The following is a 12362-nucleotide window of genomic DNA, read 5'->3' on the forward strand; positions in this document are numbered from 1 at the left end:
CTTCAGCGCGGCGCGGAAACGAGCGCCATGCCTTCGAATTGGTGATAGCCGACCGCCGTTGCGAGAACATTGCGTGGTTGGCCAGCAAACTCTCTTTCGCCTGCTTCAAATGCCGGGTAGCCGGCGCCACGGTCGACGGCGAGCGCTGCAAGCGCTACGGCGAATGGAAACTGCGCTTCCTTCATGTGCCCGGTCAGCGACGAAAGAGCGCGGGCCGCGATCGCCGGATTGGCGTCGAAGGCGGCCTTTTCAGCTGCGGTAGCGGCATGGGCGCCCGAGGCTCCCGAGACCGCCAGCAACTCGCCATCGGGCAAATCGGTCTTGGCCAGCAATTCGGTGATGCCCGCTTCGAGCCCGCCATTGCGGCGCCTGGCGCGGCTGGAAAGCACCGGGCCGAGCGTGGCATAGATCTTCTGGCCACGGGCTTCGGCATGCTCGCGCGATTCGAGCACGAGGAATGCGCCGCCGGAACCGGTGACGACACCGCCGCCTTCCGAACCCTGGCGCTGCCAGACTGGCTTCCATGGTCCGCGATGCAGATAGCCGGCCAGCTCGTAGCCAAGCAGCATGTCGGAATGTTCGGTCTGGAACGCGCCGCCAACCAGCACATGCGTCGACTGGCCGGAGCGGATGCGCGCGACCGCGGTCTCGATGGCCGAAACGCCCGCACCTTCCTCGCCCATGAAGGTGCGGGAAGAGCCGGTGACCTTGTGGACGATCGAGATGTTGCCGGCGAGCAGGTTGGAAAGCTGCGCCAGAAACAGCGTCGGCCTGAGTTCCGTGGTCAGCTTTTCGTTGAGCAGCACATCGCGGTCGGTGCGGTTTTCAGATGCCGCCAGCACGCCGGCGTCGACCGCTTCGTCACGCTCGCCGCCGCCGGCCGCCACGACCATGTCCATGGTCGCGCTGAGCTCGTCATTGCCCTTGATGCCGGCGTCGTCGAGCGCCATGCCTGCCGTATAGGTGCCCAGCCGCTGCCAGGTTTCCATCTGGCGCTGGTCGCCACGCTTGGCGATCTGCAGGCCCCAGTCGATCTGGGGCAGGGGGTGGATGGCATAGGGCGTGAAGCGCTCGGCATCGATCACCGGGGTCGTGCCCGGTGCGGTCAGCTTGTCCCAATGGGCAGCGCCGCCTTCTCCCAAGGAGGAGACGAGGCCTATGCCGGTGATGACGACGTCGCGATTGGCCATGGGTGGTTTCAGCGTGCTCAGGCGTTCTTCGCCGCGACGAGCGCGTCGATCTTGGCGCAGAGGTTCTTCATGACGAAGTACTCGTCGGTCGAAGCCTTGCCGTCGTTGACTTCCTGCGTCCACTTCTCGAGCGGCACCTTAATGCCGAATTCCTTGTCGATGGCAAAGACGATGTCGAGGAAGTCGAGGCTGTCGATGCCCAGATCGTCGATGGTGTGGCTCTCGGGCGTAATGGTGTCGATATCGATCTCGCTGGTCTCGGCAATGATCTTGGCGACTTTCTCGAAGGTCGTGGACACGGTTTTTCCTTTGATGAGGGCGGTCATGAATCCAGGACAGATTCTACGCACATAGTTTTGAGGGGCTGTCTAATCGGTTTTTCCAGACAGGAAAAGGCCAAATCCTGCGCGTTGGCGGCGATGGCCGGCACCGTACCTTGGGGAAAGCAGGTGAAATACGCCCTAGAAGACGATACGGCCGAGCACATGCAGCCTTTCTCCTTGCAGGCCAACGATCAGCGCTTCGCCTTCGCGCGCCGATGCGCCGGTCAGCGCCTGGATGTTTTCGAGGTGGGTCACGAGCACGATGTTATCGGAGCCGGAGTAGTTGCGGATGATGTCCATGACGGCCGCAACATCGGCCTCGCTGGTGGCCTCGGTCGGCTTGTCGAGTGCGGCCATCGGCTCGACCTTCTGGTCGTCGAAGGCGAGGCGTGCGGTTTCCAGTGTCCGGCAGTAGCGGCTGGCCAGAATGCGCTCGACGGGCGCCGCGCGCGCGGCGAACAGCGCGCCGATCTTGCGTGCCTGCTGGCGGCCCCTGTCGGACAGATTGAGCTGGGTTGCGCATTTTTCGATGTCGAAGTTGGGTGGCTCGACGGCACCGGTGGTCATGGCATTGCGCAACAGTACGACATGGCCGCCATTGCGCAGCAGCGCCCACCCGGCTTCGGTGGCATGGGCGGGCAGCGCACAGAACAACAGCATGATAGCAATGGCAAATCTGAGCATGAATGGTCCCGAACAGGCGATGCGGATATAGGGATGCCAAAGTCGATTGAAAGGCAAGGCGACGGCAAATGATGTTCGCCGACGGTCGTATCCTGGCTTGATCGCTGTTGCCCACGGGGCAATGCTCCGCCAAGCCGATTCTCCATTTTGCCAGAGCGCCGATGTCACCACTCGTTGAAACCGTGCTCTTTGTCTTCGGCCTCGTGGCCTTGGGGTATCTGTCAGGCATCACCGGCTACATGCGCACCGAGACCGGCGATGCGCTTTCCGAATTCGCCATTGGCGTGGCGCTGCCGCTGCTTCTGTTCCGCACCATGATCGGTGCCGATTTTCACGGCACGACGCCTTGGGCGCTGTGGGCGACCTATTTCGCTGCCGTGATCGTGTCCTGGACTGCGGGCCACCTGGTGATGACGCGTTTGTTCGGACGTGATGGACAGGCGGGCGTTGTCGGTGGTGTGTCCTCGGCTTTTTCCAACCTCGTGCTGCTTGGCATTCCCTTCATGCTCGGTATCTTCGGGCCGGAAGGTTTCGAGATACTCTCCTTGATCATCTCGGTGCATCTGCCGACGATGATGATGGCTTCGATCATTCTGTTCCAGCTGTTTGGGCCGCGCCGCAGCGAGCCGGTGCATCCGCTTGAGATCATTCGTGATTTCCTGCGCAAGATCCTGACCAACCCGCTGATCATCGGCATTGTGGCCGGGCTCGCCTGGCGCGCGACCGGGGTGCCGCTGCCGACACTTGCTAACCGTTTCGTCGATGCACTCGCCAACATCGCCGGACCGGTTGCGTTGTTTGCGATGGGGCTCGGGCTCAGGAAATTCGGTATATCCGGCAACATCAAGCCGGCATTGGCGCTGTCGGTGCTTAAATTGGTCCTGATGCCGGCCGTGGCTTTGCTGTTTGCCTGGCTTTTCGGCCTGCCGCCGCTGCCGGCCAAGGTCGCGGTGGCAGCAGCCAGCCTGCCTTCGGGCGTCAATTCCTATCTGATCGCCATCCAGTTCGGCACCGGCCAGGCATTGGCCTCCAATCAGATGACGATTGCCACGGCTTGTGCCGTGGTCACGACAGCGTTCTGGCTGATGGTCGCGACCATGGTATTTGGTTGAGGCTGGACCAACGTATCTGTGCCATAATTTGGTTGATCGCTGACCCGGCGGCACGTTACTAATTTTGCCGAGCGCACCGGACGTTGGTTCGACGACTTTCATGATCAGCCCGCGTCCCGCAGACGCCATAACAGGAGGTGAAGCCATGCTTCAGAAAACCAGCCATTTCATGCGGCAGGCCAATCTCATCAACGGCGAATGGGTACAAGCCGATTCCGGCAAGACCATCGATGTGATCAATCCGGCGACAGGGCTCAAGATCGGCACGGTGCCTCGCTCGGGAGCGACAGAGACGCGGCGCGCCATCGAGGCGGCGAACGAGGCCTTCAAGACCTATCGCAAGACCTCCGCGCTCGAACGCTCGAAGCTGCTGCGCAAGTTGCACGACGCCATCATGGACAATCAGGATGCGCTGGCCGAACTGCTGACCATCGAGCAGGGCAAGTCGCTCACTGAATCCAAAGGCGAGATCGGTTCGTCGGCCGCCTATGTGCTGTGGTTTGCCGAGGAAGCCCGCCGCGCCTATGGCGACGTCGTGCCGTCGCCCTGGGCGGATCGCCGCATCCTCGTCACCAAGGAGCCGGTCGGCGTCATCGCCGCGATCACGCCGTGGAACTTCCCGTCCTCGATGCTGTCGCGCAAGCTTGGGCCTGCACTTGCCGCTGGCTGCACCGCAGTCGTCAAGCCGGCGTCGCAGACGCCCTATTCGGGCCTCGCCTGGGGTGCGCTGTGCGAGGAGGTTGGTTTCCCCAAGGGAGTGGTCAACGTGTTGACCGGCTCGGCCGCTGAGATCGGCGACGAAATCTGCGCCAATCCCCTGGTCAAGAAGATCACCTTCACCGGCTCGACCGAAGTCGGCAAGCTGCTGATCGAAAAGTCGGCATCGACGGTCAAGAAGGTATCGATGGAACTTGGCGGCAACGCGCCGTTCATCGTCTTTGATGACGCCGACCTTGATCGTGCGGTCGAAGGCTCGATCACCGCGAAGTACCGCAATTCCGGCCAGACCTGTGTCTGTACCAACCGCTTCTTCGTGCAAGCCGGCATCTACGACACGTTTGTCGAGAAGTTCGCTGCCGCCTCAAACAAGCTCAAGGTCGGTTCGGGCCTGGATGAGGGTGTGCAGCAAGGCCCGCTGATCGACGAAAAGGCCGTCGAAAAGGTCGAGGAATTCATCTCCGATGCCACCGCCAAGGGCGGCAAGGTGGTTGCCGGGGGCAAGCGCCACGCGCTCGGCGGCTCGTTCTTCCAGCCGACGGTGATCGCCAACGCCACGCCGGAAATGAAGTTCATGAAGGAAGAGATCTTCGGGCCTGTCGCGCCGGTCTTCCGCTTCGAGACCGAAGAGGAAGCCATCGCACTCGCCAACAATACCGAGTTCGGCCTCGCTTCCTACTTCTACACCGGCAATCTCGGTCGTGCCTTCCGGGTCATGGAAGGGTTGAAATACGGCATGGTCGGCGTCAACGAAGGCCTGATCACCACGCCTGAAGCGCCGTTCGGCGGCGTCAAGGAGTCCGGACTTGGCCGCGAAGGCGGGCATCAGGGCATCGATGACTATCTCGACACCAAATATGTCTGCATCGGCGGGCTGGGTCTGTAAGGTCCCAATTGATCGCAGCCAAATGACACCGCGCGGCATCTCCGATGTCGCGCGTTTTTTGTCCTTCACAAGAGAGTCCGAAAAGCCAAGCAAGTTGCTGTTTCAATGGTGATTCGGGCCGGTGTCACTGCACGGGCTGTCGCTTCCAGAATGGCTTTCCTGGTCCATCTGCGCCATGTTGCCGTCCAATGAATCAGGCTGGTCGGGAAGGCGGCGCTAGCCACATTCGTTGTCAGCAGGATCGAGGAGGGCGAATTGGCATCAACATGGCGTTTGATTGTCGGGGGGATCGGCCTCACGGCGCTGGCGGTGGCGTGTTGGCCGTCGTCTATTTGACCGCGCCAGCAGCGCCCGGACCCGACCTGGCGCGCGCAAAGACGTCCGCCAAGGGCCTGTTCACTGTCGCGATTACGCCCGAGATCGGCGAGGTCAAGCAAGGCGAACTCCATTCCTGGCTGGTGACCCTCAAGACGCGGAAGGGCGTTCCGGTCGAGGCCGCCAAGATCATCATTGGCGGCGGCATGCCTGAGCATGCGCATGGCCTGCCGACCAGCCCCGAGGCGACCACGTATCTCGGTGATGGCCGCTACCGTATCGAAGGCGTGAAATTCTCGATGAGTGGCTGGTGGCAGTTGAAAGTCGGCATTTCGTCACCCGTCGGGTCGGACCAGGCGACCTTCAATCTGGTGCTGTGAGGCGATGAAACGCAGCCTGATCACATGTGCCGCCATCGCCGTATCGCTGGCGGCCGTGATCGCAGGCTACAGCCAGCAGGAGTTTACCGAAGCGGAAAAGCGCACCATCGCCTCGATGTCGCTTTCAGCGCTCGCGCCGCTGCCGCCCGACCCGACCAATCGTTTTGCCGACGATCCCGGAGCGGCGGCATTGGGTGCCACATTGTTCTTCGACACAGGCATGAGCCGCGACGGCAATGTCGCCTGCGGCACCTGCCACAAGATAGACCGTCAGTTCCAGGATGATCTTCCGCGCGGCGTGGGCGTGGTCGAGACCAACCGACGCACCATGCCACTGGCAGGCGTTGCGCGCGATCCGTTTTTCTTTTGGGACGGCCGGCGCGACAGCTTGTGGGCGCAGGCGCTGACGCCGCTTGAAAACCCGCTCGAACATGCCGGCAATCGCTCGGCCTACGTGCACTATCTCAAGCGCCGCTTCGGCGAGCGTTATGAGCGCATTTTCAGGCCGCTGCCCGACCTGTCGGCTGTCTCGCCAAACGCCGGGCCGTTCGGCACGCCATCCGAGCAAGCCGCCTGGAAAGCAATGACTGAGCAGCAACGCCAAGATGTCGACATGGTGTTTTCCGACATCGGAAAGGCGATCGCCGCTTTCGAACGCTCGATCACACATGGCCAGACGCGTTTCGACCGCTTTGCGGATGCCATCGCCAAAGGCAACACGCCGGCGGGTGACAATGCCCTGTCGGAAGAGGAACAGGCGGGGCTCAGGCTTTTCATCGGCCGGGCCAATTGTTCGACCTGCCACACCGGCCCGCGCTTCACCGACAATCATTTCCACAACACAGGCGTGCCGCCGGTTGCGGGGCTACCTGCGGATCGCGGGCGAATTGCTGTTGTGAATGAGGTGCTCGCCGATCCGTTCAATTGTTTCGGCAAATTCCGCGACGGCGGCGACGAGGCCTGTGGCGAGCTCAAATTCATGCAGAAGAGCGCGCCGGAGCTGGTTCGCGCCTACAAGACACCGTCGCTGCGCGGTGTCGCCGACCGGCCGCCCTATATGCATGCGGGGCAGTTTGCGACGTTGGAACAGGTGCTCGATCATTACACCAAGGCGCCAGCCCCCGTTGAGGGTGTCTCCGAAATCCATCCGGTGACGCTGTCCGATCGCGAGCGGGCGGAGTTGATCGCTTTCCTGAAGACATTGTCGGAATAGGTTCAGCGGTCCTTGATCGTCTCCATCGCCACGAATGTCGACGTCTGGGCGACATGGGGCAGGGCGGAGATACGCTCGCCGAGCACACGCCGGTAGGCGGCGATGTCCTTGGTGCGCACCTTGAGCAGATAGTCGAAGCTCGCCGCCATCATGTGGCATTGCTCGATCTCGCGTACGGCGTGCACCGCGCGGTTGAATTCGTCCAGTGCTGCCGAACGAGTGTCCGAAAGCTTGACCTGGACAAAGGCAACATGGCCTTCGCCCATGCGCTCGCTGTCGATGATCGCCTGATAGCCCCTGATATAGCCATCTTTCTCCAGCCGTTTGACCCGTGCCTGTACCGGGGTCTTGGAAAGTCCGACTTTTGTGGCAAGCTCGGCCATCGACAGGCGGCCGTCGCGCGAAAGGGCGAACATGATGTTGCGGTCGATACGGTCCAATTGGTCTTCAGGCATGAAAGTGGCAGCTCGTTTGGCGATATTGATGCGTCAATCGTAGACGTTTTGAACTGGGAAGTCGAATTCTTTGGACCGGCCGGTTTCAGAGCGATGTGCTAGTTTTCGACTAAAGGCTCGGCAGCGAGTTTCCCGCCGGGCGAAGCCTTAACCCGCTCTACAGGAACGCCATGTCCGCGCTCGACCCCATCCGCCAGGAAATCCGCGCCAACTACCTCCCGGACGAAGCTGAAGCCCTGAAAAGGCTGTCGGCGACAGCTGCTCTTTCTGTCGACGACCGCAAGGCGATCTCCGCCCGCGCGGCCGATCTGGTGCGCGCCGTGCGCGGCTCGACCGATCCGCGGCTGATGGAGGTCTTTCTCTCCGCCTACGGCCTTTCGACCAAGGAAGGCGTGGCCCTGATGTGCCTGGCCGAGGCGCTGCTGCGCGTGCCTGACACCGAAACGATGGACGATCTGATCCGCGACAAGATCGCGCCGCACGACTGGTCGTCGCATTCGGGTGGTTCGAGCTCGATCTTCGTCAACGCCTCGACCTGGGCGCTGATGCTGACCGGGCGCGTGCTTGACGAGGGCGAGGGCTCGATCGAACGCACGCTGCGCTCGATGGTGCGTCGCTTGGGCGAGCCGGTCATCCGCACGGCGGTGGCTGCTGCGATGCGTGAAATGGGCGAGCAGTTCGTGCTCGGCCGCACGATCACCGAAGCCGTCAAGCGCGGCCGCTCGATGATCCAGAAGGGCTATCTCTATTCCTTCGACATGCTGGGCGAAGCCGCCCGCACCGAAACCGATGCGCTGCGCTATCACCGCGCTTACGCCGAGGCGATCTCTTCGCTCGACAACGGCACCAACGGCCCCGACATCCGCTACAACCATGGCATTTCGGTGAAGCTGTCGGCGCTGCATCCGCGCTACGAAGTCTCGCACAAGGACGAGATGCTGCCGGTCATGGCCGAGCGGCTGCTGTCGCTGTGCCTGGCCGCCAAGCACGCCCGCATGGGCCTGAACATCGATGCCGAGGAGGCCGACCGCCTCGATTTGTCGCTCGACGTGATCGAGCGCGTCCTGGCAGACCCGCAGCTTGCCGGCTGGAACGGCTTTGGCGTGGTCGTCCAGGCTTATGGCCCGCGCACCGCCTTTGTCATCGACTGGCTTTATGCTGTCGCCAACAAGCTCGACCGCAACATCATGGTGCGCCTCGTCAAGGGTGCCTATTGGGACACCGAGATCAAGCGCGCGCAGACGCTCGGCCTGCCGGGTTACCCGGTGTTCACCCGCAAGGCCAATACCGACGTGTCCTACATGGCTTGCGCCCGCAAACTGTTGTCGATGACCGACCGCATCTACCCGCAGTTCGCCACGCACAATGCGCACACTGTCGCTGCCATCCTGTCGATGGCCAAGGATCGCACCTCGTTCGAGTTCCAGCGCCTGCACGGCATGGGCGAAGCGCTGCATGAGACGGTTCGCAAGGCCGAAGGCACGCGCTGCCGCATCTACGCCCCGGTCGGTGCGCATTCCGACCTGCTCGCCTATCTTGTTCGCCGTTTGCTCGAAAACGGCGCCAACTCGTCCTTCGTGCATCAGTTGACCGACGAGGATGTCGCGCCGGAAGCCATCGCCCGCGACCCGCTTGAGACTGTGGAGATGCAGGGTTCGGCCTCCAACCCGTCGATTCCCGCACCTGCCGCGATCTTCGGCGCTGGCCGCAAGAACGCCAGGGGGTGGGATATCACCGACGCGGTGACGCTCGCCGTACTCGACAAGGCCAAGGCTGAATTCAAAGGCCCGGAGCGCTGGACGGCGAAGCCGGTCACGCGCGCCGCCGGCTATGGCGCATCGCGCAAGGTGATCAACCCGGCAAAGCCTGGCGACATTGTCGGCACGGTGACGGAAGCCGCCGCCAAGCAGGTGCCGACGGCCGTACGCTTCGCCATCGAGGCGCAACCGGCCTGGGCGGCAAAGCCCGTCACTGAGCGTGCCGCCATACTGCGCCGCACCGCCGACCTCTACGAGGCGAATGCCGCCGAATTCTTCGCCCTTGCCACCCGCGAGGCCGGAAAGTCGCTCGCTGATGGCGTGGCAGAGGTCCGCGAGGCTGTCGACTTCCTGCGCTATTACGCAGCCGAGGCCGAAAAAGCGGAGGCTGGCACTACTGCGCGCGGCGCCATTGTCTGCATCTCGCCGTGGAATTTCCCGCTCGCCATCTTCACCGGCCAGATCGCAGCCGCTCTTGTCACCGGCAATTCGGTGATCGCAAAGCCGGCTGAGCAGACCCCGCTGATCGCGGCGCGTGCGGTGGCGTTGATGCGCGAGGCCGGCGTGCCGGAAGACGTGATCCAGCTTCTGCCTGGCGACGGCCCAACTGTCGGCGCGCCGTTGACGGCTGATCCGCGCATATCAGGCGTCTGCTTCACTGGCTCGACGGAAGTCGCCAAGCTGATCGAGAAGCAACTTGCCGAGACGGCAGCGCCCGACGCGATGCTGATCGCCGAAACCGGCGGCCTCAATGCGATGATCGTCGATTCCACCGCATTGCCCGAGCAGGCGATCCGCGACGTGCTGGCCTCCTCGTTCCAGAGTGCCGGCCAGCGTTGCTCGGCGCTGCGTGTGCTCTACGTCCAGACCGACGTCGAAAAGAAGATGGTCGAGATGCTGAAGGGTGCGATGGAAGCGCTCAGCATCGGTGATCCATGGCAGTTGTCGACCGATGTCGGCCCCGTCATTGACGAGGAGGCGCAGAGCTCGATCAGCGACTATTGCGCCAAGATGGAGGCCAAGGGCAAGCTCATCGCCAAGCTCGATGCGCCGGCCGACGGCCGCTTCGTTGCGCCGCATGTTTTCCGCGTCAAGGGCATCGAGGAGATGGAGCGCGAGGTGTTTGGCCCTGTGCTGCATGTCGCGACCTTCGAGGCCGACCAGCTCGACGACGTCATTGCCGCGATCAACCGCAAGGGCTACGGCCTGACCTTTGGCCTGCACACCCGCATCGAAGGCCGCGTCCAGCACATCATCGACGGCATCCACGCCGGCAACATCTACGTCAATCGCAACCAGATCGGCGCGGTCGTCGGTTCGCAGCCATTCGGCGGTGAGGGGCTGTCGGGCACTGGTCCCAAGGCGGGCGGCCCGCACTATCTCCGCCGTTTCCGCAAGGCGCCAGAAGCCGGCACTCTGCTGCCGGATGGCCACAAGGTCACCGCGACCGAACTGGTCGACAATCTTGTCGACGCCGGCGAGTGGGCGACCCGGGCGGATCGCATCGCCATCCTGCGCAAGCATCTGCGCGGCAAGGGAGCGCAAGCGATCGCTGCTGCGGCGGGCATCGATTTCGGCCAGATCGATCTGCCCGGGCCAACGGGCGAGGCGAACACGCTGTCGCTCAATCCGCGCGGCCGTGTGCTGTGCCTCGGCCCCGACGCAGAGACCCTGCTTGCCCAGGCGATCCAGGCGCTTGCCGCCGGCAATGCGGTTTTGGCTGTCGCGCCGGGCGCACCAGTGGCGGTGCATGCGCTGCTCGGCAAGGGCCTGCCGATTGCTGCGATCGACGGTCGACCCGATCCGGTCGAGGCGCGCTCGCTGGCGGTCGATGTCGTGGCATATTCGGGAACAGAAGAGAGCATGCGCATTGTTCGCAAGGTGATTGCCGAGCGCAAGGGCCCGATCGTGCCGCTGATCAGCGAAGTGATCTACCCCGCTGCCTATGCCCATGAACGGGCTGTCTGCGTCGACACGACAGCGGCCGGCGGCAATGCCAGCCTGCTGGCGTCTGCGTAAAATCAAAAGGGGGCAGGCCAAAGCCTGCCCCCCCTTTGTTCCTATATCAGGGAGATTCAGGCGCCTTCGACGACCGAAAAGCCTTCGAATTGCGGATGGCCGACATAAGAGGCCTTGGATGAGCCGGCATTCTTGTGCGCGGAGCGGAAGTTTTCCGACCTGGTCCAGGCGCTGAAATCGTCGTAGCTCTCCCAGACTGTGTGCGAGGCGTAGAGCGTGTAGCCTTCGGTCTCGTTGACGGGGCCACGCAGGAGATGGAACTCGCGAAAACCCTTCATCTCGTGGAGGGTCGAATCGCGGTTCTTCCAGATGTCTTCGAAGGCGGTTTCAGTGCCGTTCTGCACCTTGAAGCGGTTCATTGCGATGTACATGGTATCTTCCCGTAGGGCATGTTTCCGTCAAGCACGGTCTAGCCCCATCAAGCCGCTTCGAAATTGAGGTCGATTGCCACGGGGACGTGGTCGGACGGCTTTTCCCATCCACGCACATGCTTTTCGATCGAGGCCGAAGCGAATCGGTTCGCCGCTTCGGGCGACAGCAGCAGGTGATCGATGCGGATGCCGTTGTTCTTTTGCCAGGCGCCGGCCTGATAATCCCAAAACGTATAGACGTCAGGCTGGTCGGTGACCGCGCGCACTGCCTCGGTGAAGCCGAGATTCACCAGCCGGCGAAACGCCTGGCGTGTCTCGGGCTGGTACAGCGCGTCGCCCAGCCAAACCTCGATATTGCGGGCGTCGACCGCCTCGGGGATGACATTGTAGTCGCCAGCAAGCACCAGCGCTTCTTCCAGCACCAGCCGCTCAGTCGCCCAACGTTCAAGCCGCGCCATCCATGACAGCTTGTAGGGGAATTTTTCGGTGCCGACGGGGTTTCCGTTGGGCAAATAGAGCGAAACGACGCGCAATGCGCCCTTGTCGGTGGAAAACACGCCCTCGATGAAGCGCGCCTGTTCGTCTGAATCATCGCCGGGCAGGCCGCGATTGACCTCGTCGAAGCGCAGCTTGGACAGTATAGCGACGCCGTTGAAGCCCTTCTGGCCATGTGTTTCGACGTTGTAGCCAAGCGCTTCGATCTCAAGGCGCGGGAATTGATCGTCGACCGTCTTTATTTCCTGCAGGCAAACGATGTCGGGCGCGCTTTCCTTGAGCCAATGCACCAGGTTTTCGATGCGGGCTCTGACGCCGTTGATATTCCAGGTCACGATCTTCATGAATTTCACGCGATTATTTCAAATAAATATTGATAGCCTGCGCGGCCGTTCCAGACGATCCTGCACTATCCCTTGGGAGAAGGGAACCGGTCCTCTTCGGC

Annotated in this window: 11 protein-coding genes; 5 read left to right on the forward strand and 6 right to left on the reverse strand. The window is 62.5% G+C overall.

Features of this window, described 5'->3' with window-relative positions; translation table 11 throughout:
• Window positions 1-2 precede the first annotated feature (2 nt).
• The 3 genes from AC1RTB_RS22610 to AC1RTB_RS22620 all read right to left on the reverse strand — a co-directional run bounded on the left by AC1RTB_RS22610 (window position 3) and on the right by AC1RTB_RS22620 (window position 2197).
• Entirely contained in the window at window positions 3-1190 is a 1188-nt protein-coding gene (locus AC1RTB_RS22610; protein WP_492881103.1) for a beta-ketoacyl-ACP synthase, read from the reverse strand.
• A 17-nt stretch (window positions 1191-1207) separates the two neighbouring features.
• A complete protein-coding gene (locus AC1RTB_RS22615) occupies window positions 1208-1516 on the reverse strand; it encodes an acyl carrier protein (protein WP_476785040.1) in 309 nt (102 codons plus the stop codon).
• Window positions 1517-1651: 135 nt separating this feature from the next.
• Complete coding sequence (locus AC1RTB_RS22620) at window positions 1652-2197, reverse strand: histidine phosphatase family protein (RefSeq protein WP_492881104.1); 546 nt, start codon at window positions 2195-2197, stop codon at window positions 1652-1654.
• A gap of 161 nt (window positions 2198-2358) precedes the next feature.
• Between AC1RTB_RS22620 and AC1RTB_RS22625 the strand changes: the two genes are divergently transcribed.
• From AC1RTB_RS22625 to AC1RTB_RS22640, 4 genes are all read left to right on the forward strand, one after another.
• Complete coding sequence (locus AC1RTB_RS22625; RefSeq protein ID WP_492881105.1) at window positions 2359-3309, forward strand: AEC family transporter; 951 nt, start codon at window positions 2359-2361, stop codon at window positions 3307-3309.
• A 145-nt stretch (window positions 3310-3454) separates the two neighbouring features.
• Entirely contained in the window at window positions 3455-4912 is a 1458-nt protein-coding gene (locus AC1RTB_RS22630; protein WP_492881106.1) for an NAD-dependent succinate-semialdehyde dehydrogenase, read from the forward strand.
• A gap of 317 nt (window positions 4913-5229) precedes the next feature.
• A complete protein-coding gene (locus AC1RTB_RS22635; RefSeq protein WP_492881107.1) occupies window positions 5230-5607 on the forward strand; it encodes a FixH family protein in 378 nt (125 codons plus the stop codon).
• A gap of 4 nt (window positions 5608-5611) precedes the next feature.
• Complete coding sequence (locus AC1RTB_RS22640; protein WP_492881108.1) at window positions 5612-6820, forward strand: cytochrome-c peroxidase; 1209 nt, start codon at window positions 5612-5614, stop codon at window positions 6818-6820.
• Between the two features lie 2 nt (window positions 6821-6822).
• On the opposite strand, the gene AC1RTB_RS22645 is transcribed toward AC1RTB_RS22640, so the two are convergent.
• Window positions 6823-7275 carry an Lrp/AsnC ligand binding domain-containing protein gene (locus AC1RTB_RS22645; protein ID WP_492881109.1) on the reverse strand — a complete coding sequence of 151 codons (453 nt, stop codon included), beginning with the start codon at window positions 7273-7275 and terminating at the stop codon, window positions 6823-6825.
• A 170-nt stretch (window positions 7276-7445) separates the two neighbouring features.
• On the opposite strand from AC1RTB_RS22645, the gene putA reads away from it, so the two are divergent.
• Window positions 7446-11051 carry a bifunctional proline dehydrogenase/L-glutamate gamma-semialdehyde dehydrogenase PutA gene (putA, locus tag AC1RTB_RS22650; RefSeq protein WP_492881110.1) on the forward strand — a complete coding sequence of 1202 codons (3606 nt, stop codon included), beginning with the start codon at window positions 7446-7448 and terminating at the stop codon, window positions 11049-11051.
• A gap of 56 nt (window positions 11052-11107) precedes the next feature.
• On the opposite strand, the gene hmuQ is transcribed toward putA, so the two are convergent.
• Both hmuQ and xth read right to left on the reverse strand, forming a co-directional pair.
• Window positions 11108-11422, reverse strand: a complete 315-nt coding sequence (gene hmuQ / locus AC1RTB_RS22655) for a heme-degrading protein HmuQ (protein WP_492881111.1) — start codon at window positions 11420-11422, stop codon at window positions 11108-11110.
• Window positions 11423-11469: 47 nt separating this feature from the next.
• Window positions 11470-12261 carry an exodeoxyribonuclease III gene (gene xth / locus AC1RTB_RS22660; RefSeq protein WP_492881112.1) on the reverse strand — a complete coding sequence of 264 codons (792 nt, stop codon included), beginning with the start codon at window positions 12259-12261 and terminating at the stop codon, window positions 11470-11472.
• Window positions 12262-12362: the final 101 nt, after the last annotated feature.

This window comes from Aminobacter sp. GW821-FHT11F06 (assembly GCF_058808215.1).